Origin of the sequence: Bordetella saccharivorans (genome assembly GCF_045862855.1) — a bacterium.
Taxonomy (GTDB): Bacteria; Pseudomonadota; Gammaproteobacteria; order Burkholderiales; family Burkholderiaceae_B; genus Bordetella_A; species Bordetella_A petrii_F.
The window spans coordinates 3,303,736-3,330,432 of the sequence record NZ_BAAFZO010000001.1 but is presented as its reverse complement, the minus strand read 5'-3'; the positions used below and the strand labels follow the sequence as shown (position 1 = coordinate 3,330,432).

The 26,697-nt window shown below is 69.7% G+C and carries 24 protein-coding genes; 8 read left to right on the top strand and 16 right to left on the bottom strand.

What is annotated here, in order from left to right; translation table 11 throughout:
- Window positions 1-43: 43 nt before the first annotated feature.
- Window positions 44-943, bottom strand: a complete 900-nt coding sequence (locus ACKTT0_RS15945) for a LysR family transcriptional regulator (RefSeq protein WP_407850801.1) — start codon at window positions 941-943, stop codon at window positions 44-46.
- Between the two features lie 111 nt (window positions 944-1,054).
- Here ACKTT0_RS15945 and ACKTT0_RS15940 point away from each other — a divergent pair, with 111 nt between their 5' ends.
- A complete protein-coding gene (locus ACKTT0_RS15940) occupies window positions 1,055-1,846 on the top strand; it encodes a dioxygenase family protein (RefSeq protein WP_407850800.1) in 792 nt (263 codons plus the stop codon).
- Here ACKTT0_RS15940 and ACKTT0_RS15935 read toward each other — a convergent pair.
- Window positions 1,824-3,089, bottom strand: coding sequence for a lytic murein transglycosylase (locus tag ACKTT0_RS15935; RefSeq protein WP_407850799.1), 1,266 nt, complete (start codon window positions 3,087-3,089; stop codon window positions 1,824-1,826). The genes ACKTT0_RS15940 and ACKTT0_RS15935 overlap by 23 nt on opposite strands.
- Before the next feature lie 87 nt (window positions 3,090-3,176).
- Window positions 3,177-3,986, bottom strand: coding sequence for a ferritin-like domain-containing protein (locus ACKTT0_RS15930; protein ID WP_407850798.1), 810 nt, complete (start codon window positions 3,984-3,986; stop codon window positions 3,177-3,179).
- Window positions 3,987-4,060: 74 nt separating this feature from the next.
- On the opposite strand from ACKTT0_RS15930, the gene ACKTT0_RS15925 reads away from it, so the two are divergent.
- Window positions 4,061-5,191 carry a GNAT family N-acetyltransferase gene (locus ACKTT0_RS15925; protein ID WP_407850797.1) on the top strand — a complete coding sequence of 377 codons (1,131 nt, stop codon included), beginning with the start codon at window positions 4,061-4,063 and terminating at the stop codon, window positions 5,189-5,191.
- A gap of 2 nt (window positions 5,192-5,193) precedes the next feature.
- Here ACKTT0_RS15925 and ACKTT0_RS15920 read toward each other — a convergent pair whose 3' ends face one another.
- Window positions 5,194-5,664: a cyanophycin metabolism-associated DUF1854 family protein gene (locus ACKTT0_RS15920; protein ID WP_407850796.1), complete on the bottom strand. Its 471-nt coding sequence runs from the start codon at window positions 5,662-5,664 to the stop codon at window positions 5,194-5,196.
- Window positions 5,661-7,958, bottom strand: coding sequence for a cyanophycin metabolism-associated ABC transporter (locus ACKTT0_RS15915; RefSeq protein ID WP_472977670.1), 2,298 nt, complete (start codon window positions 7,956-7,958; stop codon window positions 5,661-5,663). The genes ACKTT0_RS15920 and ACKTT0_RS15915 overlap by 4 nt, the downstream gene beginning before the upstream one ends.
- A 224-nt stretch (window positions 7,959-8,182) precedes the next feature.
- Between ACKTT0_RS15915 and cphA (ACKTT0_RS15910) the strand changes: the two genes are divergently transcribed.
- The 5 genes from cphA (ACKTT0_RS15910) to ACKTT0_RS15890 all read left to right on the top strand — a co-directional run bounded on the left by cphA (ACKTT0_RS15910) (window position 8,183) and on the right by ACKTT0_RS15890 (window position 14,409).
- The gene (gene cphA / locus ACKTT0_RS15910; RefSeq protein ID WP_407850795.1) at window positions 8,183-10,795 is read left to right on the top strand and encodes a cyanophycin synthetase; all 2,613 of its coding nucleotides are present in this window, start codon (window positions 8,183-8,185) and stop codon (window positions 10,793-10,795) included.
- Between the two features lie 52 nt (window positions 10,796-10,847).
- Entirely contained in the window at window positions 10,848-13,421 is a 2,574-nt protein-coding gene (cphA, locus tag ACKTT0_RS15905) for a cyanophycin synthetase (RefSeq protein ID WP_407850794.1), read from the top strand.
- A 192-nt stretch (window positions 13,422-13,613) separates the two neighbouring features.
- Complete coding sequence (locus tag ACKTT0_RS15900; RefSeq protein ID WP_407850793.1) at window positions 13,614-13,814, top strand: CsbD family protein; 201 nt, start codon at window positions 13,614-13,616, stop codon at window positions 13,812-13,814.
- Between the two features lie 27 nt (window positions 13,815-13,841).
- Complete coding sequence (locus ACKTT0_RS15895; protein WP_028354263.1) at window positions 13,842-14,006, top strand: DUF1328 family protein; 165 nt, start codon at window positions 13,842-13,844, stop codon at window positions 14,004-14,006.
- Window positions 14,007-14,070: 64 nt separating this feature from the next.
- Window positions 14,071-14,409, top strand: coding sequence for a BON domain-containing protein (locus ACKTT0_RS15890; protein ID WP_407850792.1), 339 nt, complete (start codon window positions 14,071-14,073; stop codon window positions 14,407-14,409).
- Window positions 14,410-14,424: 15 nt separating this feature from the next.
- Here ACKTT0_RS15890 and ACKTT0_RS15885 read toward each other — a convergent pair whose 3' ends face one another.
- The 10 genes from ACKTT0_RS15885 to ACKTT0_RS15840 form a co-directional block, all read right to left on the bottom strand.
- A complete protein-coding gene (locus ACKTT0_RS15885) occupies window positions 14,425-15,300 on the bottom strand; it encodes a PhzF family phenazine biosynthesis protein (protein WP_407850791.1) in 876 nt (291 codons plus the stop codon).
- Window positions 15,301-15,351: 51 nt separating this feature from the next.
- The gene (locus ACKTT0_RS15880; RefSeq protein ID WP_407850790.1) at window positions 15,352-16,731 is read right to left on the bottom strand and encodes a 4Fe-4S binding protein; all 1,380 of its coding nucleotides are present in this window, start codon (window positions 16,729-16,731) and stop codon (window positions 15,352-15,354) included.
- A gap of 58 nt (window positions 16,732-16,789) precedes the next feature.
- Complete coding sequence (locus ACKTT0_RS15875; protein ID WP_407850789.1) at window positions 16,790-17,626, bottom strand: FTR1 family iron permease; 837 nt, start codon at window positions 17,624-17,626, stop codon at window positions 16,790-16,792.
- 10 nt (window positions 17,627-17,636) lie between these two features.
- Window positions 17,637-17,993: a cupredoxin domain-containing protein gene (locus ACKTT0_RS15870; protein ID WP_407850788.1), complete on the bottom strand. Its 357-nt coding sequence runs from the start codon at window positions 17,991-17,993 to the stop codon at window positions 17,637-17,639.
- Window positions 17,993-18,529: an iron transporter gene (locus tag ACKTT0_RS15865; RefSeq protein ID WP_407850787.1), complete on the bottom strand. Its 537-nt coding sequence runs from the start codon at window positions 18,527-18,529 to the stop codon at window positions 17,993-17,995. The genes ACKTT0_RS15870 and ACKTT0_RS15865 overlap by 1 nt, the downstream gene beginning before the upstream one ends.
- A gap of 142 nt (window positions 18,530-18,671) precedes the next feature.
- Window positions 18,672-19,241, bottom strand: coding sequence for a polyhydroxyalkanoate synthesis repressor PhaR (gene phaR, locus ACKTT0_RS15860; protein WP_407850786.1), 570 nt, complete (start codon window positions 19,239-19,241; stop codon window positions 18,672-18,674).
- A gap of 91 nt (window positions 19,242-19,332) precedes the next feature.
- Entirely contained in the window at window positions 19,333-20,070 is a 738-nt protein-coding gene (gene phbB / locus ACKTT0_RS15855) for an acetoacetyl-CoA reductase (protein WP_028354271.1), read from the bottom strand.
- Window positions 20,071-20,140: 70 nt separating this feature from the next.
- Complete coding sequence (phaC, locus tag ACKTT0_RS15850; RefSeq protein ID WP_407850785.1) at window positions 20,141-21,763, bottom strand: class I poly(R)-hydroxyalkanoic acid synthase; 1,623 nt, start codon at window positions 21,761-21,763, stop codon at window positions 20,141-20,143.
- Window positions 21,764-21,945: 182 nt separating this feature from the next.
- Entirely contained in the window at window positions 21,946-22,701 is a 756-nt protein-coding gene (gene pgeF / locus ACKTT0_RS15845) for a peptidoglycan editing factor PgeF (protein ID WP_407850784.1), read from the bottom strand.
- Window positions 22,689-23,663 (bottom strand): RluA family pseudouridine synthase, encoded by a 975-nt coding sequence (locus ACKTT0_RS15840; RefSeq protein WP_407850783.1) that lies wholly within the window; start codon window positions 23,661-23,663, stop codon window positions 22,689-22,691. The genes pgeF and ACKTT0_RS15840 overlap by 13 nt, the downstream gene beginning before the upstream one ends.
- 108 nt (window positions 23,664-23,771) lie before the next feature.
- Here ACKTT0_RS15840 and ACKTT0_RS15835 point away from each other — a divergent pair, with 108 nt between their 5' ends.
- Complete coding sequence (locus ACKTT0_RS15835; protein WP_407852440.1) at window positions 23,772-24,566, top strand: outer membrane protein assembly factor BamD; 795 nt, start codon at window positions 23,772-23,774, stop codon at window positions 24,564-24,566.
- A 22-nt stretch (window positions 24,567-24,588) separates the two neighbouring features.
- Here ACKTT0_RS15835 and ACKTT0_RS15830 read toward each other — a convergent pair whose 3' ends face one another.
- Complete coding sequence (locus ACKTT0_RS15830; RefSeq protein WP_407850782.1) at window positions 24,589-26,670, bottom strand: DNA repair helicase YoaA; 2,082 nt, start codon at window positions 26,668-26,670, stop codon at window positions 24,589-24,591.
- Window positions 26,671-26,697: the final 27 nt, after the last annotated feature.

Here is a 26,697-nt window from a genome sequence, read left to right as displayed (position 1 = left end):
CGGGGCGGGCGCGGCGCCGCCCGGAACCGGTGCGCCGGCGGGTTCATTCCGGCCAGGGCGGCTGCGCGAAATGCGCCGCCAGGAACTCGAGCAGCGCGCGCACGCGCGGCGGCACGTGCCGCCGGGTCGGGTAGACCCCGTAGATGCCCAGTTCGGCGCAGCGGTATTGCGGCATCAGCTCGACCAGCTCGCCGGCGCGCAACGCTTCGCCGACCAGGAAGGTGGGTTGCAGGACAACGCCCAGGTGCGCCAGGGCAGCGGCCAGGCAGGTATCGCCGTTATTGGCGCGCATCAGCGGCTGGATGCGCACATTGACCTCGCCCTCCGGCCCGAGGAAGCGCCATTCGTCGCGGCCGGCCCAGTAGCTGTAGGCAATGGTGCCGTGCGCGGCGAGTTCGCGCGGGTGCGCCGGCGCGCCGTGGCGGCGCAGGTAGTCCGGGCTGGCGCACAGCACCATGCGCGTGGAGGCCAGGCGCCGGCTGACCAGCGTGGAGTCGGCCAATTGCGAAATGCGCACCGCCATGTCGTAGCCTTCATCGACCAGGTCGACCACCCGATCGGCCAGGGTGATGTCCAGCATCAGCTTGGGATGCTGGGCCTTGAACACGCCCCACAGCGGCGCCAGGTGCCGCACGCCGAAGGTCAGCGGCGCGTTGACGCGCAGCAGGCCGCCGACTTCGCCGCTGCGGCTGTTGACTTCGGTCTCGGCGTCCTCGACCTCCGCCAGCAGGACTTTGCAACGTTCGTAGAACAGCTGACCTTCCTCGGTCAGCGATTGGCGCCGGGTGGTGCGCTGGATGAGGCGGGCGCCAAGACGCGTCTCCAATTCGGTCAGATGGCGCGACACGCCGGCCTTGGACATGCGCAAGGTCTCGGCGGCCTTGACGAAGCTGCCCGCTTCGACCACGGCGGTGAATACGCGCATCTCTTCGAATCGGTCCATATTAACCACCATCCTGGAACAATATATCCACAAATGGGCTATTTATCCCGCCGTGGGATGCAATTACAGTTTGCTGGACTACCCGGCCTAGCTTATCGGAGATTTCCCGCCATGCATGCCCAACCGACGCTTTTCGTATCCCACGGCGCCCCGACGTTCGCGCTGCAGCCCGGACGGGCGGGCCCCTTGCTGGCCGCGCTCGGCCAGCGCCTGGCCAGGCCCCGTGGCGTGTTGATCGTATCCCCGCACTGGATGACCCGCGGGCTGGCGGCGACCGCCAGCCCCCACCCCGCGACTATCCACGATTTTGGCGGCTTTCCCGCCGAATTCTATGCCCTGCGGTATCCCGCCCCCGGCGACCCGGCCCTGGCGGCGCGCGTGGCCGCCTTGTTGGGCGAATCGGGCCAGCGGGTCGAGCTGGATGCGGAGCGCGGGCTGGATCACGGCGCCTGGGTGCCGCTCCTGCATATGTACCCGCAGCACGACGTGCCGGTGGTCCAGCTGTCGCTGCCGGCCACGTTGCAGCCCGCGTCGGCGTGGGCCCTGGGACAGGCGCTGGCGCCGCTGTCGGGCGAAGGCGTGCTGGTCGTCGGCTCGGGCAGCCTCACGCACAACCTGTATGAATTCCGCCAGCGCGACGGCGCGGACGAGCCTTATGTGCGGGCCTTCACGGACTGGGCGCGACAGGCCGTGCGCCGCCACGACCGCGCCGCCCTGGTCGGCTACCTGGAAGCCGCCCCGCAGGCCCGGCGCGCCCATCCCACGGCCGAGCACTACCTGCCGCTGCTGATCGCCGCCGGCGCGGCGGCGCCCGATGCCGACGTAGAAGTGATGGACGGCGGCATCAGCCATGGCGTGCTGTCGATGGATGCCTACGTGTTCAATCCGCCGGCGGCGCATTGAGCCCGGCGGCGGGCCGGTCGGGGGCATTCTGGCGCAGCCATTGCAGCGCCTTCTGCCCGGCGCGGCCGTCGGCCGGCAGCCCTGCCTGGCGCTGGACCGTCTGCAGCGCCTGGCGAGTGCGCGCCCCGATCAGGCCGTCCGGCTCGCCAATGTCGAAGCCGCGCGCGATCAGCAGCGACTGCAGTTCGCGCCGTTCGGCCCGCGACAGGCCCGGGTCGTCGGTGGGCCAGGCGCGCACGAACGGGCCGGCGCCGCGCAGCCGGTCCGACAAGTGCGCGATGGCCAGCGCATAACTTTCGGCCGCGTTGTATGAGTACAGCGCGTCGAAATTGCGCGTGACCAGGAAGGCCGGGCCGTCGGGCCCGGCCGGCAGCAGCAGTCCAGCCGGCGTGTCGCCCGCCGGCAGGGGCTGGCCATCGACACGCTTGATGCCCTGCGCCGCCCAGGCCGACATGGCGCGCTTGTTGCGGCGCCCCGCCGAGGCAGTGTCCAGCCCGGCGGGCAGGACGACCTCGAAGCCCCACGGCAGCCCCGGCTTCCAGCCGGCGCGCTGCAGGAAATTGGCCGTCGAACCGAGCGCGTCCGGCACGCTGTCGACCAGGTCGCGGCGGCCGTCGCCGTCGAAATCGACCGCCAGGCGCAGATAGGTCGACGGCATGAACTGGGTCTGGCCGAAGGCGCCCGCCCATGAACCGTTCAGGCGCTCGGGGCGGACATGTTCCTGCTGGATGATCTTGAGGGTGGCGAAGAATTCGCCGCGGAAATATGCCTGCCGCCGTCCGAAGCACGACAGCGTCGACAGCGAAGTCAGCAGCGGCCGGCCGCCCAGGCGCTTGCCGAAATTGCTTTCCACGCCCCACACCGCCACGACCGTGGCCGGGTCTACGCCGAACTGCGACTGCGCCCGCTGCAACTGCAGCTGCCACTGGGCCAGCGCCTCGCGGCCGTCGGCGATGCGCTCGTCGTCGACCAGGCCGGCCATGTAGTCCCAGATGGGCGTCTTGAATTCGGGCTGGGCGTCCAGCGAGGCGATGACGCTCATATCGGGCGCCAGCCCCCGGGTATGGGTGTCGTACGTGGCGGCCGACACGCCCTGCTGGGCGGCGGGGCCGCGCAATTGGGCGAGGCAGCTGGCGAAGGCGGCGGCATCGGCGGGGCTGGCCGCATCGGCGGCCGGCGCGGCATGGGCGGCGCCGGCCAGTACGGCCAGGCCCAGCAGGGGCAAGAAGCGTGGAGTCATCATGGCGTCGATTCTATCGTCAGGCGCGGCCCGGCGGCCGCGGGCCGGCCTTGCCCTGGTATCGCGCTGTAACTGCGTCGGGCAATACCGCTACGGCCGCTGCAGCGCGTCCAGCTCCGCCTCGTCGAATCCGGCCTGGCGGCGCGCCGCCAGGTTGAACGGGCCGCGCAGGCGCGGCGCGCCATAGCTTGCAGCCAGTTCGCCATAGCACGCCAGCGGGTCGAGCCCGCGCTCGGCGCACAAGTGGCGATACCAGCGGTTGCCGATCGCCACATGGCCGATCTCGTCGCGCAAGATGATGTCGAGGATGGCCGCGCCCCGCGCGTCCCCCGCCGCCGCCAGCTTGTCGCGGATCAGCGGCGAGGCGTCCAGGCCGCGCGCCTCCAGCGTGCGCGGCACCAGCGCCAGGCGGGCCAGCAGGTCGCCGCGGGTCTTCTCGGCCATTTCCCACAAGCCGTTGTGCGCCGGGAAGTCGCCATAGGCGTGGCCCAGGCCGCCCAGGTGGGTATTCAGCAGTTCGAAGTGATAGGCCTCTTCGCGGGCCACGCGCAACCAGTCGCGGTAGAAGGCGTCGGGCATGCCGGCATAGCGCCAGACCGCGTCCAGGGCCAGGTTGACGGCGTTGAATTCGATGTGCGCCAGCGCGTGCAGCAAGGCTGCGCGCCCTTCGGCGGACTGCACGGAGCGCTGCTTGACCTGCGCGGGCGGCACCAGCGCCGGGGCCGCGGGCCGGCCGGGCAGCCCGGCCGGCTCGGCCAGCGTGGCGTGCGCTTCCAGCGGCGCCGCGTCGTCGATGGCCCGCACCGCGGCCAGCTTGTCGGGCCAGGCGCAGGCGGCCAGCGCGGCCAGCGCCTGGCGGCGCACTCCGGAGGGGACGGCGGCGGATACGGAAATGTTCATGCAATCAAACAGCGGGGATCATTCAGGACGCGGCTGCTTTCGGCGCGCCAGGCCCTGGACTTTATCATTGCGCCATGGACTCTCCTACCCGGCTGGCAATCACGACATCCCTATCCCAGGTGGACGCGCGGCAATGGAACGCCCTGGCGGGCGCGCAGCCGTTCGTGCGCCACGAATTCCTGTCGGCCCTGCACGACACGGGCTGCGCCGTGCCCGATACCGGCTGGGCGCCGCACTACCTGCTGTTGCGGCATGGCGAACAACTGGCCGGCGCCGTGCCGCTGTACCTGAAATCGCATTCGCGCGGCGAGTATGTCTTTGACTACGCCTGGGCCGACGCCTTCGAACGCCACGGCCTGCGCTACTACCCCAAGCTGCTGGCGGCGGTGCCGTTCACCCCGGTGGGCGGGCCGCGCCTGCTGGCGGCGGGGCCGTCCGAGCGCCTGGCGCTGGCGCGCGGGCTGATCGAATTGGCGCAGGGGCTGAAGGTTTCGTCGCTGCATATCCTGTTCCCCCACGCGCGCGACCTGGCGGCCCTGCGCGAGGCCGGCTACCTGGTGCGCGAGGGCGTGCAATTCCACTGGAGCAATGCCGGCTACGCCGACCTGGACGCCTTCCTGGCGGCGTTGAACCACGACAAGCGCAAGAAGATCCGCCAGGACCGCAAGAAGGTACAGGCGGCCGGCATCCGCCACCGCTGGCTGCGCGGCGCCCAGATCGACGCCGGCGCGCTGGAATTCTTCTATCGCTGCTACCGGCGCACGTATTTTGCGCATGGCAACCCTCCCTATCTGAGCGCCGAATTCTTCCGCCGCGTCCATGCGGCACAGCCGGACGCCCTGGTGCTGATCGTGGCCGAGCGCGATGACGAGCCCATCGCGGCCGCGCTGAACGTGCAAGGCGGCGACACGCTGTATGGCCGCTACTGGGGCGCGCTGGAATTCGTGGCCGGGCTGCATTTCGAGACCTGCTACCTGCAATCCATCGACTATTGCATCCGCCATGGGCTGGCGCGCTTCGAGGGCGGCGCGCAGGGCGAGCACAAGATGGCGCGCGGCCTGCTGCCGGCGCCGACCTGGTCGGCGCACTGGATCGCCGATGCGCGCTTTGCCGCCGCGATCGAGGACTTCCTGGGCCGCGAGACGCAGATGGTGGACGGCTACCTGGGCGAACTGGAGGCGCACACGCCGTTCCGGCGCGCGTAGCGCTACAGGAAGCGATCGAGCAGCCGCCGGCTGTGCCGGTCGAGCGCGGCCGCATCGCGCACCAGGTAATGGATGCCATGGCTGTCGGCGATCAACAGCGTCTGCCCCGCCAGCCGGCGGATGTCTTCTTCCCCCTTGAGCGTGAAGGCCGTCGGCCCGCGATCCGTGTCGACCCGCCATTCGCAGGGCGTGGCAAAGCCGGATACCGCGTCGATGCGGAGGATCTCAGGCATGAATTCACGCTCGGCCAGCGCATCGTCGAGCGCCTGGCGCAGCGGCGTCGGCAGCATGGCCAGGTCTTCGATCCAGGCCAGCTCCTGGCCGGCCGCGCCGATGATCGAAATGCCGCGCTCGGGATCGCTGATGGGAAAAGCGCGCACCGCCAGCACGCCTTCGTGCGCCAGGCCGTCGGCCGCCACGAAGACCAGCCGGCCTTCGGCATTGCGGCGCAAGTCGTAGGCAGGCAGGTTCATGGCGTGCTCGCGGGCCAGTCCGCGCCGGCAATGTCATCGTCGCCGTCATCGCGCAACTCGGCATCGGGGCGCGCTTGCGCCTGGTAAAGGCGGTAATAGGCCCCCTGGCGCGCCATCAGCGCCTCGTGCCCGCCCTGCTCCACGACACGGCCGTGGTCGAGCACGACCAGGCGATCAGCGCGGCGCAGCGTGCTCAGGCGGTGCGCGATGGCGATCGTGGTGCGGCCGCGCACCAGATTGTCGAGAGCCTTCTGGATTTCCTTCTCGGTGGCCGTATCGACCGAAGAAGTCGCCTCGTCCAGAATCAGGATGCGCGGGTCGATCAGCAAGGCCCGGGCGATCGAGATGCGCTGCCGCTCGCCGCCGGACAGGGCCTGCCCCCGCTCGCCCACCAGCGAGTCGTAGCCATGCGGCAGGCGCAGGATGAACTCGTGGGCATGCGCGGCCCGGGCCGCGGCGACGATCTCCGCGCGCGTGGCCTGCGGACGGCCATAAGCGATGTTGTCGGCGATGGTGCCGAAGAACAGGAACGGCTCCTGCAGCACCAGGCCGATGTTGCGGCGGTAGTCGGCGATGCGCAGCGCGCGGATGTCCACGCCGTCGACCAGGATGGCGCCTTCCGAAACGTCGTAGAAGCGGCAGATCAGGTTGATCAGCGTGCTCTTGCCGGACCCGCTGTGGCCCACCAGGCCGATCATCTCGCCCGGCGCGATGGACAGGTCCAGTCCGTGGATGACCGAGCGGTTGCCGTAGCGGAACGCCACCTCGCGCAACTCGATGCGGCCGGTCACGCGGCCCAGCGACATCGGCCGGGCGGCTTCCGGCACGCTGGACACGTGATCGAGGATATCGAAGATGCGCTTGGCGCCGGCGGCCGCCTTCTGCGTCACCGAGACGATGCGGCTCATCGAGTCCAGCCGGGTGTAGAAACGGCCGATATAGGCCAGGAACGCCGCCAGCACGCCCACCGTGATCTGCTTGTTGGCGACCTGCCAGATGCCGAACACCCACACTACCAGCAGGCCGATTTCGGTCAGCAGCGTCACGGTGGGCGAAAACAGCGACCACAGGCTGTTGACGCGGTCGTTGATTTCCAGGTTGCGGTTGTTGGCGGCGCGAAAGCGCTGCACTTCGCGCTTTTCCTGCGCGAAAGCCTTGACCACGCGGATGCCCGGGATGGTGTCGGCCAGCACGTTGGTGAGCTCGGCCCAGATGCGGTCGACCTTTTCGAACCCGTGGCGCAGGCGGTCGCGCACCGCGTGGATCATCCACACGATGAGAGGCAGCGGCGCCAGCGTCACGAGAGCCAGCCATGGGTTGATGGCAAACAGGATCGCCGCGGTCATGGCGATCATCAGCACGTCGTTGGCGAAGTCGAGCAGGTGCAGCGACAAGAATATGCAGATGCGGTCGGTCTCGCTGCCGATGCGCGACATCAGGTCGCCGGTGCGCTTGCCGCCGAAGTACTGCAGCGACAATTGCTGCAGGTGTTCGTACGTGGTGGTGCGCAGGTCGGCGCCGATGCGCTCGCTGACCCACGCCAGGATATAGGTGCGGGCCCAGCCCAGCCCCCAGGCCAGCGCGGCGGCAGCCAGCAGGCCGCCCAGGTACAGGCGCACCAGCCCGTAGTCGATGGGCGCGCCGTTCTGGAACGGAATCAGCACATCGTCCATCAACGGCATGGTCAGGTACGGCGGCACCAGCGTGGCCGCCGTCGCCAGCAAGGTCAGCACGAAACCGGCCAGCAACGGCCCGCGATAGGGACGGGCGAAACGCCACAGGCGCAGCAGCGCCCAGGTCGAAGGCGGGGCAGCCGGAGCGGGTGCGCAGGCCGCGCACCCGGACTGCCCGGCCGCCTGCGGCGCGCCGCAGGACGGACAAGCGCCCGCGGCAGGCCCCGCCGCGGGCGCGCCGGACGGATCGCCCCGGGTTTCCTCGAAACGCGCCTGCAGGCGCAGCGCAGCCGCATGATGGGCCAGCGTAAAGCGCCAGACTGCCAGGCGCGCTCCGCCATCGTGCAGTTCGAGCGCGGCGGCGCCGGCGTGGTCGTACAACGCCAGGCGCAGCGCCGGGGTGCGCCGCCAGGTATGCCATTGGCCGTCGGCCGGGTCGCGGGCCAGCAGGCGCCGGTCGGTCAGCACTACCAGGCCGGGCCGGAATGCCAGGCGCGCGTCCAGGTCGGTCTCGATCCAGGCCAGAATGGCTTCGCCGGGCGCGAGGCGGGACTGCATCGCGTCGTGTCCGGCGGCGCCGGCTTGCCCGGGCAAGCCGGGCAGAAGCTGTTTTCTGTTCATGGATGGCTGTCCGGCCGGGCCGGGAATCGGCCTGGCCGAACGTGTCCCTTCCTTACAACAGCGCGAGTTTATCGGCGCAAAAAGGCGGCGTATAGTAGCACCGGTTTTGCCAATTTCCACCTAGGAATCGACCGCCCTCTCGCATCGGCCCATCCTGCACCGACATCCCCGCCGCACCTCATGCGGGGCTTCCTGTCCGCCGACGCGCCCCTACCCCCTACTCCATGAAAAACAAAGACATTGAATTTCTCGATGTCGTGGCTTTGCGCGGCCCGAACATTTGGACCTACCGCCCGGTGCTGGAAGCCTGGATCGACATCGGCGACCTGGAAGACAGCCCGTCGAACACCATCGCGGGCTTCTATGAACGCCTGTCGTCCTGGCTGCCCGGCCTGATCGAGCACCGCTGCAGCCCCGGCGTGCGCGGCGGTTTCCTGCAGCGCCTGCGCGAAGGCACCTGGCCCGGCCACATCCTGGAGCACGTGACCCTGGAACTGCAGACGCTGGCCGGCTTGCCGGGCGGCTTCGGCAAGGCGCGCGAAACGTCGCGGCGCGGCGTGTACAAGGTGGTGGTGCGGGCCTGGCAGGAACAGGTCACGCGCGCGGCGCTGGCGGCCGCGCGCGAACTGGTGCTGGCCGCCATGGAAGACCGTCCCTACGATGTGGCGCGCACCGTCGCGCGGCTGCGCGACCTGGCCGATACGCATTGCCTGGGCCCCAGCACCGCCTGCATCGTGGATGCGGCCGACGACCGGGACATTCCCTGCATCCGGCTGTTCGAGGGCAACCTGGTGCAGTTCGGCTACGGCGCGCGCCAGCGGCGCATCTGGACGGCCGAGACTGACCGCACCAGCGCCATCGCCGAAGGCATCTCGCGCGACAAGGACCTGACCAAGGCGCTGCTGGCCGACTGCGGCATACCGGTGCCCGAAGGGCGCCGCGTCGACAGCGCCGAGGCCGCCTGGGAAGCGGCGCTGGACATCGGCCTGCCGGTCGTGGTCAAGCCGTGCGATGGCAACCATGGGCGCGGCGTGTTCATCAACCTGGCCAGCCAGGCCGACGTGCAGTCGGCCTACGCCATCGCCGTCGACGAGGGCAGCGGCGTGCTGGTCGAGCGTTTCATTCCCGGCAATGAGCACCGGCTGCTGGTAGTGGGCGACCGCCTGGTCGCCGCGGCCGCCGGCGAGCCGGCCTGGATCGTGGGCGACGGCCGCGCCAGCGTGGCCGAACTGATCGAACTGCAGATCAATTCCGACCCGCGCCGCGGCCGCACCGAGAATCATCCCTTGAACATCGTGCGGCTGGACTCGGCCGCCCGGCTCGAGCTGGCGCGCCAGTCGCTGGCGCCCGACGCCGTGCCGGCGGCCGGCCGGCGCGTGCTGATCCAGCGCAGCGGCAATGTCGCCTTCGATGTCACCGACCGCGTGCATCCGGACACCGCCGCCGCCGTGGTGCTGGCCGCGCAGGTCGTGGGGCTGGACGTGGCCGGCGTGGACCTGGTGGCCGAAGACATCGCGCAGCCCCTGGAAGCGCAGCGCGGCGCCATTGTCGAGGTCAATGCCGGCCCCGGCCTGCTCATGCATCTCAAGCCCGCTGACGGCACGCCGCGCCCGGTGGGCCGCGCCATCGTCGACCACTTGTTCCCCGCCGGCGAAGATGGCCGCATTCCCATCGTGGGCGTCGCCGGTACCAACGGCAAGACGGTGGTGGCGCGCCTGGTGGCGCACCTGCTGGGCCTGTCGGGCCGCTGCACGGGGCTGGCCTGCAGCGAAGGGTTGTACGTGGGCAACCGCCTGGTGCAGGGCGGCGACCGCGCCGACTGGGCCAACGGCCGGCGCCTGCTGATGAACCGCACCGTCGAAGCCGCCGTCATCGAGAACGACAGCGGCGTCATCCTGGGCCAGGGCCTGGCCTACGACCGCTGCCAGGTCGGCGTGATCACCAACCTCGATGAAGGCGATCACCTGGGCGACTTCGACATCGACGATGCCGAACGCCTGGCCAACGTGCTGCGCACGCAAGTGGACGTGGTGTTGCCCGGCGGCGCGGCCGTGCTCAATGCGCGCGACCCGCGCGTGGCGGACATGGCCCGGCTGTGCGATGGCGAGGTGCTTTATTTCGGCATCGATCCCGCCCTGCCCGCCATCGACGCGCAGCTTGCCGAGGGCAGGCGCGCCGTGTTCGTGCGCGACGGCCGCATCGTGCTGGCGGACGGCAGCCGCGAGACGGCGCTGGCCGATGTCGCCGCCGTGCCGCTCACGCACCGCGGGCGCGTCGGCTTCCAGGTCGAGAATGTTCTGGCCGCGGTCGCCGCGGCCTGGGCGCTGGGCTTGCCCGCAGCCTTGATGCGCGCCGGCATCGAGGCCTTCGACGTGGACCAGGCCGATGCCCCCTGGCAGTTCACGGTATTCGAGCGCGGCGGCGCCACCGTGGTGGTGGACGACGCGCACAACGTGCCCGCGCTGCGCGCCCTGCTGGCGGCGGCCGCGCATTTCGAGGCCGGCCGGCGGTGCGCCGTCTATGCCGCCGGCGCGGACCGCCGCGACGCCGACCTGGTCGAGCAGGGCCGGTTGCTCGGCGCCGCGTTCGACCAGGTGGTGCTGTATGACGACGCCACGGTGCCGAGCCGCCGCCCCGCGGGCCAGGCGCGGGCGCTGCTGCGCCAGGGCCTGGCGCAAGGCGCGCGCGTGGCTGAAGTGCACGAGGAACCCGACCATGGCCGCGCCATCGACATCATGTTCGAGCGCCTGCGGCCCGGCGACTTCCTGTTGCTGCAGTCCGACGAGGCCTATTCCGGCCCGACCATCGACCGCGTGCGCCGCTGGATCCAACAATAACCAAGCGTCATGCCGCGCCGCCGCCGGCGTGGCGCAAAAAGGAATCCGCCCCATGGACGTCTCCCGTATCCGAGCCTTGCGCGGCCCCAACCTGTGGAGCCGCAACACCGCCATCGAAGCCATCATTACATGCAGCGACGCGGAATGCGCCGTCGACGAACACCTGCCCGATTTCGAGGCGCGGCTGCGCGCGCGCTTCCCGCAGATCGGCCGCCTGCGCCCGGAGGGCCATCAGGGCGCGCTGTCGATCGCCCACGTGCTGCAGGCGGTGGCGCTGGGCTTGCAGGCCCACGCCGGCTGCCCGGTCGCCTTCGGCCGCACGGCCGCCACCGTCGAGCCGGGCGTGTTCCAGGTCGTGGTGGAATACAGCGAGGAAGAAGTAGGCCGCCGCGCGGTTGAACTGGCCACGCTATTGCTCGAGGCAACGCTGGCGGATGCCCCGTTCGACGTCGTGGACGCGCTGGCGCAGCTGCGCGGACTGGACGAAGACCTGCGCCTGGGACCCAGCACCGCCTCCATCGTCAATGCGGCGCTGGCGCGCAACATCCCCTATCGCCGCCTGACCCGGGGCAGCATGGTGCAATTCGGCTGGGGCAGCCGGCAGCGCCGCATCCAGGCCGCCGAGACCGACGCCACCAGCGCCATCGGCGAATCCATCGCCCAGGACAAGGACCTGACCAAGATGCTGCTGGAGGCGGCCGGCGTGCCCGTGCCGCAGGGCCGCCCGGTGCGCGATGCGCAGGCGGCCTGGGAGGCCGCGCGCGAGCTGGGCGGGCCGGTGGTGATCAAGCCGCGCGACGGCAGCCAGGGACGCGGCGTGGCGGTCAATATCCGCACGCGCGAGCAGGTGCTGGCGGCGTACGAAGCGGCCGCCCGGATCAGCGCCGACGTGATTGTCGAGCGCTACATTCCCGGCCACGATTTCCGCCTGCTGGTGGTCGGCGACCAGCTCGTCGCCGCGGCTCGCCGCGATCCGCCGCAAGTCACCGGGGACGGCCGCCATTCGATCCGGCAACTGGTCGAACAGGTCAATGCCGACCCGCTGCGCGGCGACGGCCACGCCACCTCGCTGACCAAGATCCGCTTCGACGACATTGCGCTGGCCACCCTGGCCACGCAGGGTTATCACGCCGACTCGGTGCCGCCCGCCGGCGCGCTGGTGGCGCTGCGCCACAATGCCAACCTCAGCACCGGCGGCTCGGCCACCGACGTGACCGACGCAGTCCACCCTGACCTGGCCGCGCGGGCAGTGACGGCCGCGCGCATGGTCGGCCTGGACATCTGCGGAGTCGACGTGGTGGCCGAGACCGTGCACCTGCCGCTCGAAGAGCAGCACGGCGGCGTGGTGGAGGTCAATGCCGCGCCTGGCCTGCGCATGCACCTGAGCCCGTCGTTCGGCAAGGGCCGCGCGGTGGGCGAGGCGATCATCGCCAGCATGTTCGCCGATGGCGACGAGGGCCGCATCCCGGTCGTGGCGGTGGCCGGCACCAACGGCAAGACCACCACGGTGCGCCTGACTGCCCATTTGCTGGCCTGCGCCGGCCGGCGGGTCGGCATGACCAATTCCGACGGCGTCTACATCGGGGCGCGGCGCATTGACACCGGCGACTGCAGCGGGCCGCGCAGCGCGCGCCGCGTCCTCGCGCATCCCGGCGTCGACGCGGCGGTGTTCGAAACCGCGCGCGGCGGCATCCTGCGCGAAGGCCTGGCGTTCGACCGCTGCGACGTGGCCATCGTGACCAATCTCGGCATGGGCGACCACCTGGGGCTGGGCTACATCAGCACCATCGAAGACCTGGCCGTGGTCAAGCGGGTGATCGTGCAGTATGTGCATGCCGCCGGCACCGCGGTGCTCAACGCGACCGACCCGCTGGTGGCCGCCATGGCGGCGGCGTGCCCGGGCAAGGTGGCGCTCTTTTCGGGCGATGCCGCGCACCCGCTGGTGGCCACTCACCGCGCGCAGGGAAATCGCGTGGTCTACCGCGACGGCCCGGCCATCATCGCCGCGCAAGGCGCGGCCGAAGTGGCCCTTGCGCTGGCCGACATCCCGTTGACCCGCGGCGGCGCGATCGCGTTCCAGGTGGACAACGCCATGGCCGCCATCGCGGCCGCCTGGTCGCTGGGACTGGATTGGGACGTCATCCGCCGCGGCCTGGCGGGATTCGCCAGCGATGCCCGGACCGCGCCGGGCCGTTTCAACGTGTTCGATTATCGCGGCGCCACGGTCATCGCCGATTATGGCCACAACCCGGATGCCATCGCGGCGCTGGTGCAGGCCGTCGACGCCCTGCCCGCGACGCGCCGCAGCGTGGTGATCAGCGGCGCCGGCGACAGGCGCGACGAAGACCTGCGGCGCCAGACGGAGATCCTGGGCGACGCCTTCGACGACGTACTGCTGTACCAGGACCAATGCCAGCGCGGGCGCGCCGACGGCGAGGTGCTGGCCCTGCTGCGCCAGGGCCTGGCGCAGGCGCGGCGCGCTCGCCACATCGAGGAAATCCATGGCGAGTTCCGCGCCATCGACAGCGCGCTGGCGCGGCTGGCGGCAGGCGACTTGTGCCTGATCCTGGTAGACCAGGTGGAGGCGGCGCTGGAGCACCTGGCAAACCGCATCGCAGCCGCCTGAGCCCCTGTTACGCCGCCCCGTCAAAGCGACTCAAAACTTTACGGAACTGTAACTCCGCTTGCCGCCAATAGCGCCGCGCCCGCAGCCGGGGGCGACGACGCGCGCGCGCTTACATTTTTCTACAGCCGCGTTTGACACTGCGCGGCAGGCCCACGTACGGTGGTAACACGCTCATCAACCAGGAGAACCACCATGAACAACGACATCGTTGCAGGCAAGTGGAAGCAAATGACTGGTAAAGCGAAAGCCGCGTGGGGCGACCTGACCGACGACGAGCTGACCCGCACCGAGGGCAACGCCGAACGGCTGGCCGGCCTGATCCAGGAACGCTACGGCAAGACCAAGGAAGAAGCCGAAAAAGAAGTGCGGGCCTTCTTCGACGCCAATCGCTGATTCCCCTTTCATTCGAGGAGAAACGACATGCTGTATTACGCCGTTGTTTTCTTCATCATCGCCATCATTGCCGCGGTGCTGGGCTTCGGCGGCATCGCCGCCGGCGCCGCGGGAATTGCGAAGATCCTGTTCTTCGTGTTCCTGATCCTGGCGCTGCTGTCCATCCTGAGCGGCGCCTTCAGGAAAAAATAGGCAGCCTGGGGCAGCCCGCGGCGGCTGCCGCCCCACCGACCGCCACCCAACAAGGAGAACGACCATGCAACTGCGCAAACTGATCGTCGCCACCGCCATGGGCGCTGGCGCCGTGTTCGGCACGGCGGCTCATGCCCAGGGCGACGCGCCCAAGCAATCCATGGGCGAGTACGCCTCGGACGCCGTCATCACCACCAAAGTCAAGGCCGCCTTCGTCGCGGACAAGACGCTCAGCGCGCTGGATATCGCCGTCGAAACCACCAATGGCACGGTGACGCTCACGGGCACGGTGGGCACCGAAGCCGAGACCGAGCAGGCGGCCCGCGTGGCCCGCGACGTGGAAGGCGTCAAGCAGGTGCAGAACGACATCAAGGTCGATCCCGCCAAGGCCGAAGCCAAGTAGTAAGCCCCGGCCGGGCTACGGGAGGCGGACCGTGCCGCTTCCCAGTTCGATCACATTGCCGCCCACCTGGATGGCGCCGTCCGGCGCGACATCCAGGTAGAGGCGGCAGGGGCGGCCGACCAGGTCGCCCTGTTCCACCAGGATGCGCGCGGGCAGCGGCCCGCCCTGCGCGACCAGCCAGCCGCCCAGGTTGGCGCAGGCCGAACCGGTGCCCGGATCCTCGGCCACGCCCCCACCTTCTTTCGTGAAGAAATAGCGCGCCCGCACCTTGCGGCGGCCTTCGGGCCCCGGCTCGGGATCGAAGGCGAACACATAGGCCGTCTTGCGGCCCAGGCTGCTGGGCTGCCACTGTTCCAGGCGGCTGCTGTCGGGCCGTGCGCGCACCACCGCGGCCGGCGTCTTGAGGGGCACCAACAGCTGGTCGGCGCCGGTGTCGACCCACAGCGGCGCGTCCGCCAGGTCGTCCACGTCCAGCCCCAGTTGCGCGGCGATCTCGGCCGCCGGCAGCGCGGCCGGCGCGGTGCGGGGCGCGCCGCCGGCCGGCGCGGTGAAGGTCCAGGTAGCGCCCTGCGCGCTTACCGGCACCACCCCGGCGGCAAATTCGAGCGCCAGGCGATCGCCGGCGCCGGCCAGCTGGCGCACCACGTGCGCGGTGCCCAGCGTGGGATGCCCGGCGAAACGCATTTCATAGCCGGGCGTGTAGATGCGCACGCGCGCATCCGCGCGGTCGCTGGGCAGGACGAACGTGGTCTCGGAAAGATTGAACTGCCGCGCCAGGTCGAGCATGACCTGTTCGGACAGGCCGCGCGCGTCCTCGAACACGCACAAGGGGTTGCCGCCGAATGTGGTTTCGGCGAACACATTGAGCAGGCGGAACGCGTAGGAAGGCATGGCACGGCACGGCAAGGAAGGACGGCCGATGATAACGCCGCCGCGGCGCGCCTACCAGATCGCGAAGAACAGCACCCAGGCCGCGCAGAACGGTACCAGGCCGGCCGCGGCCAGCAGCCAGGCGCCCAGCCTGCGCGGCCACGCGACGGCCCGCTGGGCCAGCAGACGCCACAGCAGGCGCAGCGACCAGCCCACCGCCAGCGTCAGCAGCGTAAAACGCACCGGGTCCGCCCAGCTGGTCGAGACGCCCTCGTGGCCCAGCAGGGTGACGGTAGTGGCCGACAGGCCCAGGAACACGCCGATGCCGGCGGCCGGGATCAGCGCCTGGGCCAGCCGGTGCACGCCCGCCAGCCGGCCGCCTGCCAGGCTGGCGGGGGCGGCGCGGTCGGCCAGCCATAGCGCGGCGAACGCCACGCCGCCCACGCACACCGTGCAGCCCACCACGAACAGCAGGATGCCGGCGCCGTCCAGCCACGAAAAGCTGTCGTTCATCTCGGGATAATGGGTCAGGATGAACCAGGGTGCGTTGTCGAGCAGCGGCCAGAGGATGTCGTGCTCGACCAGCCAGGTGGCGGCCCATTGCTTGACGGTCACGAACCAGGGGCTGGCGCTCCAGAGGAACGCCCCAATGGCGATGCCCATCAGGCCGAAGCAGATCAACGCGGTCTGCCAGGCATCGCCAGTGGCGATCTTGACGATTTCCTGCTCGGGCGAACGCGGCGTCAGCGCGATGGCGCCCCGGTAGCCGCTGCAGCGCCCGCAGACATGGCAGTCGCCCGCGCCCTTCATGTGCCGCAACGGCACCAGCGGCGCGCAATTGACCGGCTCGATGCGGATGACAGGGTGGCGCCAGGCCGCTTCGTCGACCTTGAAATGCCAGGGCGCCAGCTTGGCCAGCAGGTTGAACACGCCATTCACCGGGCACAGGTATTTGCACCAGACCCGCTTGTTGCGCCCGTACAGGTAACCCACCACCATGGCGGCCATGGTGGAGCCGCCCAGCACGGCCAGCACCGCCAGCGGATACTGGTACACGCTGACCAGCTGCCCATAGACCGTGGTCAGCGCGAACGCCACGAACGGCCAGCCGCCCCAGCGCATCCATTTGGGAATGGAGCGCCCGCGGCCGCGCTCGCTGGCCCATTCGGTGAGCATGCCCTCGGGGCACAGCCAGCCGCACCAGGCGCGGCCCAGCAGCGGAATGGAAACCAGCACGAACGGCCACCAGATGCCCCAGAAGGCGAACTGCGCCAGGATGGTCAGGTTGTTGAAGACCGACGCCGCGTTGTCGGGCAGCGGCAGCAGCGCCGGCACGATCAGCAGGAACGCATAGGCGCCGACCACGCACCACTGCAGCTTGCGCAGCAGGGGCGCGTGGTCGCGCAGGAAATCAGCGAAGCGGGCGGCGGAGCGCCCGAGTACGGCTGCCATCGAATCAACCTTCAAACGCCATGGCCGGCAGGACTGCCGGCCGTTCAACGCAAAACCCTCAAGCGGGCACGGGCGCCGCGCTGGGCGGCCGTCCGGCACGCCGCAACAGGCCCCACACCACCACCCAGTAGGCCGCCCACAACAGCACCGATATCAACGCAGGGTAAGCGCGATAGCCGGCGAAATCGGCCAGGACCTTGCCCACGCCGCTGCTGTCGTCGAGCAGCCAGGAGCTGTCCCAGACGGGATCGATCACGGTGGGCAGCACGCCCAGCGAAATCAGGTGGTCCAGGCCGCCTACCAGCAAGGCGCCGGCCAGCAACAGCAGCAGCACTTCGGTCAGGCGGAAGAAGCGCCGCCAGGTGATGAGCTTGCCGCCCAGCTGCAGCAGCCAGAACGTGAGCAGCGCCACCGCGAAGCCGGCCATGCCGGCCAGCGCCAGCATGGCGGTATCGCCGCCCTGCCCGGCCGCCAGGCTGCCGTACAGGAACACCACCGTCTCGCTGCCCTCGCGCGCGACGGCGATCATGACCAGCACCAGCAGGCCCCACCAGTTGTCGTGGGCCGCCGAGGCATGGGCGCCGCTTTCGAGATCGCGCTTGAGCGTGCGCCCGTGCTTTTTCATCCAGACGACCATCTGCACCACCAGGGCGCAAGCTACCAGCGACATGATGGCCTGGAACCACTCCTGCCCCTCGTCGCTCAGCCACGACGACACGCCCAGCAGCACCAGGGCCAGCGCCACGGCCAGCGCCAGGCCGGCGGCCACGCCGCCCCACAGGTACGGCAGGCCGCGCCGGCCCTCGGGCGCGGCGCGCAGCCATGAATACAGGATGCCCACCACGAGCAGCGCTTCGACGCTTTCGCGCCAGACAATGAAAAGTACCTGTTCCATGAATGCCGGATCAGTCCTTGGGAGTGACTACCAGCGTGCCACGCACGTCCTGGTGGAAGTCGTCGAAGAAGGGGTATTCGCCCGGCCGCGAAATGGTGATCACCACGAACGAGCTCACGCCGGGCCCCATGACCTTCTCTTTGCGCAAGGGGATGCTTTCGAATTCGACCGGCTCGTTGCTTTCGTTGACCAGCTCGATCTTGAAGCGGCCGGCCGGCACCACCAGCCGGGCCGGCTCGAAGGTGCCGTCCGGCTTGAAGGTCAGCTTGAAGGTGGGCAATTCGGCCCGCGCCACCCCGGGCAGGACGGCCGACAGCCCGGCGCACAGCGCCAGCGCGGCCAGCCAGGCAGGACGGCGGCGCGCCATCAATAGCCGCCCTTCTTGCCGGTGCCGGCGTAGACGAACTCGTATTCGAGCTCGAACGGTTCGAACCAGGGACCGACGCCGGTTTCCTTGTCGGTATGGCGGCCGAAATGGCTGGCGTGGTCGGCGCCGGGCGGCGCGATGAAGTATTTCAGCTTGTACTTGCCGGGGCCCTCGAGCTTGACGTTGTCGCCGTAGTGCGGGCCGTCGTTGGCCACCATGGGCATCAAGAGGCCCTTCTGCGCGTTCGGGCTGCCGGATTTCTGGATTTCGTACTTGACCACCAGGTACGGCACCCATTCGCCTTCCGGGAAACCGGTCTTGTTGTCGGCCGTGGCGTGGATGTCGGCCTCGAGGTGCACGTCGGACTCCTTGGCGGGACGCATCATGCCGGGCGGATCCATTTCGATCGGCTGCAGATAGACCGCGCCGATTTCCATGCCGCCCTTCTGCGCGGGTTCGCCGATGGGGTATTCGACGGCGAGAGCAGAACCCGACAGCGCCAGGCCAGCGGCCAGCGCCAGGATTTTCTTCAACATATGCGGAGCCTCTAGATACAGAACGAGAAAACGGTTCCGTTTAATAAACAAGAACCGTTTTCATTACTGTATCGCGAACGTCCTGACAGGCTCCTGACATATCGCAAGCCGAGCAGGTTTCGCGGGCCCTCGCCCGCCCGCGCTATTTGCGGCCGCCGCCCTGCGTGCCGCCCCCTGGCGTGAACGGAAACGACGAGAACATCGCCCGGGTCTGGTCCTGCATCTGGTCCTGCATCTGCACGAACAGGTTCTTGCTCTGGTCGATGTAGTTGTTCATCATGTTCTGCAGCATGGGCGTCTGCACATTCATGAACTGCGCCCAGGCCTCAGGGCCGAACTGGCTGCCGTACAGGCCCTTGGACTGTTCGGCCATGCGCTGCTGGATCTCCATGAACGCCTGGATGTTCTTTTCCAGGTACGACCCCATGATGCCCTGCATGGCGTGCCCATAGAAGCGGATGATCTGCGACAGCATGTTCGACGAGAACATCGGCATGCCGCCGCTCTCTTCTTCGAGGATGATCTGCAGCAGGATGCTGCGCGTGAGGTCGTCGCCGCTCTTGGCATCGACCACCTGGAACTCTTCGTTGGCCAGCACGAGCTGCTTGACGTCGGCCAGGGTGATGTAAGTGCTGGTCTGCGTGTCGTACAGCCGGCGGTTGGGGTACTTTTTGATCAGGCGCAGGCTGGCGCCGTTCTGTGCTTGCGTCATGGTTGTCCCCGAGATCGGGCGATCTCTTTAACTTTGAACTATTCCAAGTGTAAGCCGGAAAGGCCGCCTGGCGCCTCCCGGCCGGTTGCGGTCAGCCCATGTGCAGGCCGCCGTTGAGAGAGAAATCGGCGCCGGTGGCGAAACCCGCCTCGTCGGACACCAGCCACGACGTGATGGATGCGATCTCCTCGGGCGCGCCGAGCCGGCGCACCGGGATGGTGGCGACGATTTTCTCGAGCACGTCCGGCCGGATGGCGCGCACCATGTCGGTACCGATATAACCGGGCGACACGGTATTGACCGTGATGCCCTTGCTGGCCACCTCCTGGGCCAGCGCCATGGTGAAACCATGGATGCCGGCCTTGGCGGTGGAATAGTTGGTCTGCCCGAACTGGCCCTTCTGGCCGTTGACCGAACTGATGTTGACGATGCGGCCCCACTGGCGCTCGACCATGCCGTCGATGACCTGCTTGGTCACATTGAACAGGCTGTTGAGGTTGGTATCGATGACGGCGCGCCAGTCGTCGGCCGACATCTTGCGGAACAGGCCGTCGCGGGTGATGCCGGCGTTGTTCACCAGGACGTCGACCGGGCCGAGCTCGGCGACCACTTTCTCGAAGGCGGCCACGGTGGAATCCCAGTCGGACACGTTGCCGACCGATGCGTGGAAGGTATAGCCCTGCGCCGCCTGCTCATCCAGCCATTGCTGGTAGTTGCGGCGCGGGCCGCAGCCCGCCACCACGCGAAAGCCGTCCTTGGCGAGCCGGCGGCAGATCGCCGTGCCGATGCCGCCCATCCCTCCGGTGACGTATGCCAGTTTCCCGCTCATGTCCCTTCCTCCTGCGCGCTGGGCGCCTAAATGACTGCTTGCTGCAAACCGTTCGACCCGGGTGGGGCGCTCAAGTTGCGCGGACCTTCACATAGCTGCCCGGCGCCGGCTCGACCGGCCGGTAGCGGGCATTGCCCAGGCGCGTGCGGGCGGGCCGCGACGCGCCGGCATGCGTGGCCAGCCAGCGGGACCAGTCCGGCCACCAGCTGCCGGCGTGTTCCGCGGCCCGCGCCAGCCACGCCTGCGGGTCGCCGGGCAGCGCCGGATCGTCGCTGACCCAGTAGCTGCGCCGGCCGGCCGCCGGCGGATTGACCACGCCGGCGATGTGGCCGGAGGCGCCCAGCACGAAGCGCTGCGGACCGCGCAGCAACTGCGTGGACGCATAGGCGGCGGTCCAGGGCACGATGTGGTCTTCGCGCGAACCGTACAAGTAGGCCGGCACGTCCAGGCGGGTAAGGTCGAGTGCCGTGCCCGCCGCTTGCGCGCGGCCCGGCACCTTGAGATTGTTCTCGAGATAGGTGTTGCGGAAATACCAGGCGAAGAACGGCCCCGGCAGGTTGGTGCTGTCGCCGTTCCAGAACAGCAGGTCGAAGGCAGGAGGCGTCTGGCCCTTCAGGTAGTTGCCCACGACATAGTTCCAGACGAGCTCGTTGGGCCGCAGGAACGAGAACGTGGTGGCCAGGTCGCGGCCCGCCATCAGGCCGCCCTGGCCGAGTTGCTGGTCGCGCAGCAGCGCGTGGGCCTCGTCGACGAACACCTGCAGCACGCCGGTGTCGTGGAAATCGAGCAGCACGGTCAGCAGCGTGAGCGACGCCGCCGGCCGCTGCCCGCGCGCATGGGCCAGCGCCAGCGCCGAGGCCAGCAACGTGCCGCCCACGCAGAACCCCAGCGCATTGACCTGCGGCTGGCCGGTGATGTCGCTGGCGACCTCCAGCGCCTTGAGCACGGCCTCTTCGAGATACTGCGACCAGGTGGCGCGGTCGACGCCATCGGTGTCGGAAGCCAGCGGATTGCGCCACGAGACCATGAACACGGTGTGGCCCTGCTCCACCGCGTAGCGCACGAAGGAATTGGCCGGCTGCAGGTCGAGGATGTAGTACTTGTTGATATTGGGCGGCACGATCACGAGCGGCCGCTCGTACACGGTGTCGGTCTGCGGCGCGTACTGGATCAACTGGAACAGCCGGTTCTGGTACACCACCTGCCCCGGCGTGGTGGCGACATTGCGGCCGATCTCGAACTGGGTTTCGTCGGTCTGGCTGATGCGCCCCTTGCGCAGGTCGTTGACCAGGTTGGCCAGGCCGTCGCTGAGCGCCCGGCCGGCGGTCTCGATGGCGGATTGCTGCGCCTCGGGATTGAACGCCAGGAAGTTGGATGGCGACAGCGCGTCGACCCATTGCATGATGGAGAACCGCAGCCGGTTGCGCAGCGGTTCGCCCACCTGGGCGGCATCGACCATGCGCGACAGCGTGCGGGCCGACAGCAGGTAGGCATGCGCGAGCAGCGTGTGCTGCGGACTGGCCTGCCAGGCCGGGCCGCGGAAGCGCCGGTCGGCGGGAGGCGCCAGCGCGCCGCGCTGGGCGTCGTCGCACAGGCGCAGCCATTCACGCGAGAATTCGGCCTGGATTTCTGCCAGGGCGTCCGGCGCCACGCTAACCGGAACGGGCCATGCAGCGGAAAGAGGGGCGTTCACTTCGACACCATATTATGGTCCGGCGCGAGACATCTGGCGCGAGCCCGCACCTTGTGTTGATGACTGCGCGACAGCCCGATGGTGCATGGCGGCATAGGGGCTGTCAATGCGGGTATACAAGGATAACCGCGGCGGCGCGGCGGCGGGCCGGCCGGCCGCTGCCGCGCCGCCGCACGGCGGCCTCATTCCCGCCACGCGAGCAGGGCCATCCGGCCGGTCGTGCCGTCGCGCCGGTAGGAGAAAAAGCGCCCGGGGTCCGATACCGTGCACAGCCCGCTGGCATGCGCGTCCTCGACGCCGGCACGGCGCAGCCGCAACAAGGCCAGCGCCGGCAGGTCGGCCAGCCATTTGCCGGGGCGGTCCGGGCGCGGCGCGAACAGGGCCTGCGCTTCGGCGCCGTCGGCGGCGAAGGCGGCGCGCACATCGGCCCCTACCTCGAAGGCGGCTGGCCCGATGCCCGGCCCGATCCAGGCGCGCCAGCCGCGCGCGCCGGGCGCCTTGGCGCGCAGGCTGTGCAAGGTGTGCTCGAGCACGCCGCCGGCCAGGCCGCGCCAGCCGGCATGCGCCGCGCCCACCACCGTGCCGTCCAGGTCGGTGATGAAGACGGGCAGGCAGTCGGCCACCATGACGGCCAGCACCCGCCCGCGGGCGGCGGTGACGCTGGCGTCGGCGGCCGGCTCGGCGGCCGGGCCGGCATCGGCGTCGACCACCTCGGCGCCATGCACCTGGCGCAGCCAGAGCGGCTCGCCAGGCACCGCGGCCCGCACCCGCCGGCGGTTTTCCTGCACGACCTCGGGCCGGTCGCCGGCGCGCAGGCCCAGGTTGAGCGTGTCATGAGGGGCCGTGCCCGCGCCGCCGGCGCGCGTGGTGCAGAAATATTGCACGCCGGGCCACTGCGGGCCTGTGACGACGGCCAATCCGTGGATCAGGCGTTCCATTGCAGGGTTTCCTGTACTTGTCGCATGTCAGCGGGCGGCGCGGCATCGAAGCCCAGCTCGCCGCGGCCGCCGGGGTCGTCGAAATGCAGGGCGCGCGCATGCAGCATCTGGCGGCTGGCGCCAGCCAGCGGCGCACCGCCATACAGCGCGTCGGCCAGCAGCGGATGGCCCAGGCTGGCCAGGTGCACGCGGATCTGGTGCGTGCGGCCGGTTTCCAGGCGGCACACGACTTCGGTCACGGGCTCGCCGCTGGCGGCTGCTCCCCGGCGGGCCGGCGCGTAGTGCGTGACGGCGGGCTTGGGCGCGATGGGACGGTCCACGCTCATGCGCACCGGCACGCGCGCATCGCGGCCGATGGCGCGCTCGACCACGCCCTGGCCGGCCAGCCAGCCGTGCGCCAGGGCGATGTATTCGCGCCCCATGCTGCGCGCCTGCAGCTGCCGCACCAGGTGCGTCTGCGCCAGTTCCGTGCGCGCCACCACCATCAGGCCGGAGGTGTCTTTGTCGAGGCGATGGACGATGCCGGCGCGCGCCACGTGCGCCAGTTCGGGATAGCGGTGCAGCAGCCCGTTGAGCAGGGTGCCGTGCCAATTGCCGGCGCCCGGGTGGGTGACCAGGCCGGCCGGCTTGTCGACCACGATCCAGTCGGGGCTTTCGTCGACCACGGCGAAATCCACCGGTTCGGGCGCGAAGGCGAGGCTTTCGGGCGCGGGTTGCTCCCAGACCGCCAGCACATCGCCGGGGCCCACCACCTGGCGCACCTTGGCCGGCGCGCCATTGACCCGCACCCAGCCGGCCTCGATCCAGCCCTGCAGGCGGCTGCGCGAATGCCCTCCCAGCAAGGCGGCCAGGACCTTGTCGAGGCGGTCAGCGCGGGTGCCGGCGGGCACGGTGATGAACTGGGGCTCGTCATCCGCCGCGAGGCCGGCCGGCGCGGCGGCAGGGGCGTCTGTGTGGGGCATGTGGACAAATCATATAATTCAGCGTGCCATCCTAACACCAAGGAAACCAAGCTCGTGACTTTCCTCACCGCTGCCTCCCCGAACCGCCCTGCTCGTCGCGGGTCGCTCCTGCGTACGGCCGCCGCGCTGTCAGTCGCCCTGGCCATCGCAGGATGCAGCGGCACTGACACGAAATATGACAAGACGGCGGGCTGGAGCGCCGAGCAGCTCTATGCCGACGCCAAGGCCGAGACCGCGGCGGGCGCCTGGTCCGAAGCCCGCGAACGCCTGACGGCCATCGAAAGCCGCTACCCGTTCGGCGTGTACGCCCAGCAGGCGCTCATCGACCTGGCCTACGTCAACTGGAAGGATGGCGAAAACGAGCAGGCCCTGGCCGCCATCGACCGCTTCCAGCAGATGTACCCCAACCACCCGGGCACCGACTACATGCTGTACCTGAAGGGCCTGATCAATTTCACGCCGGCCAGCGCCTTCATGAGCAACCTCACCGGGCAGGATCCGGCCGAGCGCGACCCCAAGGGCCTGCGCGCGTCCTACGACGCATTCAATGAACTGATCAAGCGCTACCCCGCCAGCAAGTACACGCCGGACGCCGAGAAGCGCGTCACCTGGCTGGTCAACGCCATCGCCATGAACGAAGTCTACGTGGCGCGCTATTACTACGAGCGCGGCGCGTACGTGGCGGCCGCCAACCGCGCCCAGACCGTCATCACGGATTTCGAAGGCGCGCCGGCGGCCGAAGAGGCGCTGTACATCCTGGTGGCGTCGTACGACAAGCTCGGCATGACCGACCTCAAGAACGACGCGCAACGCGTGCTCGAAACCAACTTCCCCAACAGCACCTACGACGAGTCCAAGCTGCTCACCGACAAGAGCTGGTGGAACCCGTTCTCCTGGAAGTAGCCCGCGGCGCGGGCGGTGCGCGCTATGCGGCCGCCTGCTGGCGCCGCGCATAGAACGCCAGCACCTCGTTCAGTTCGCGCGTGCGCGAGAACGGCGGCAAGCCGCGCCACAGGCGCTTGCCATAGGGCTTTTCGACCAGGCGCGCGTCGCCCACCATCAACACGCCCCAGTCCCGTTCGGTGCGGATCAACCGCCCGGCGCCCTGCTTGAGCGAAATGGCCGCCTCGGGCAACTGGTATTCGGCGAACGGGTTGCCGCCGCGCACCCGGCAGGCGCGCAGCCGCGCCTCGATGACCGGGTCGTCCGGCGGCGCGAACGGCAGCTTGTCGATCGCCACCAGCGTCAGCACGTCGCCCGGCAGGTCGATGCCTTCCCAGAAGCTGGCGCTGCCCACCAGGACCGGGTGGTCCAGCTTGCAAAAGCGTTCCAGCAGCTCGCGGCGCGTCGCATCGCCCTGCTTGAGCAGGGGCCAGTCGTGGCCCTGGTCGTCGAACGCGTCGGCCAGCAGCGTGGCGACGCGTTCGACCGCGCGCAAAGTCGTGCACAGCACCAGCGCGCCGCCCGGGCTGGCCTCGAGCAGCGGCACCAGCGTCTGCACGAAACGCTCGGCGAAACGCGGCGACTGCGGCTCCGGCATGTCGCGCGGCACGAACAGCAAGCCCTGCCCGGTGTAGTCGAACGGCGATTCCCAGCGGCCGGTGCGGGCGTCGTCGAGCCCAAGCTGGCGCGTGAAATGGCCGAAATCGCCGTGCACGGACAGGGTGGCGGACGTAAGCACCCACGCCTGTCCGGGCTTGCGGAAGCGCGAAAAAGCCTGCGCCACCGACAGCGGCGCCGAGTGCAGCCGCACATGGTGCAGCCCGTGCTCGACCCAGCGCACCGCCGGGCCGCCGTGGTCGGCCGCCGCGGCCGCGCCTTGCAGCAGGGCCTGGGCCAGCGGCGGGCCGTCTGGGCCAGCCGGCGCCAGCGCGTGCACGTCCTGGCCCCATCCTTCATCCGTCGCCGCGCCATCGCGCCCGGGCGTGGCCCAGCGCGCCAGCCGCAGCGAGATTTCGGCGCCGCCCCGGGCGGCTGCGGCCAGGTCGGGATGCTTTTCCGCCACCGCCCCCAGGGCGCGCGTGGCGGCCTCCACCGCCTGCCGCAGCGCCGCCAGCGCGGCGTCGAACTGCTCGGCGTCGGGGATGGCCTCGAACGTGGCCTTGCGGCCCGGCAGTTGGTCGAGCGGCGCGCACGCCAGGCGCAGCTCGCGCGCGGCGGTCTCGACCTGCCGGCTGACCTCGCTCCATTTGGCGGCCTCGCGCGCATAGGCCAGGCCGGCGGCCTCGAGCGCGCGGCCGAAGTCCAGCAACTGGTGCGTCGACACGCTGCTGCCCAGGAACCGCGTGGCGGTATCGGGCAATTGGTGCGCTTCGTCGAAGATTACGGTATCGGCCTCGGGCAGCAGATCGGTGACGCCTTCTTCCCGCAGGACCAGGTCCGCCATGAACAGCGCATGATTGACCACCACCACGTCCGCTTCCTGGGCCTGGCGGCGCGCTTTCACCACGAAGCAGTCGCGGATGCGCGGGCATTCCTGGCCCAGGCAGTTTTCGCGCGTGGACGTTACGCGCTGCCAGATGTCGGCATCTTCGGGCACGTTGCCCAGGTCGGCCCTGTCGCCCGTCTTGGAGATGCCTGCGAATACTTGTATCTGGCGCAGCTGCGCCATCTCGCTGCGGGATTTCAGGGCGCGCTCGTCGCCCTGCAGGCGGTCGAGGTGATAGTGGCACACGTAGTTGGCGCGTCCCTTGAGCAGCGCCGCGGTAACCGGCGCGGCCAGCGCGGCGCGCACGCGCGGCAGGTCGCGCGCGAACAGTTGGTCTTGCAGCGTGCGCGTGCCGGTCGAGATGATGACCTTGCCGCCGTGGACGAAGGCCGGCACCAGATAGGCCCAGGTCTTGCCGATGCCCGTGCCGGCCTCGGCCACCAGCGTGGCGCGGTCCGCGATGGCGCGGCCGATGGCCTGCGCCAGTTCGACCTGGGCGGGGCGCGGCGTATAGCCCGGCAGCGCCGCGGCCAGGGGGCCGTGGGCGGCGAAAAACTCGGAAATATCCAGGTCCAGCATCAATCGGGGCAGGCGGTGAAGTGGCCC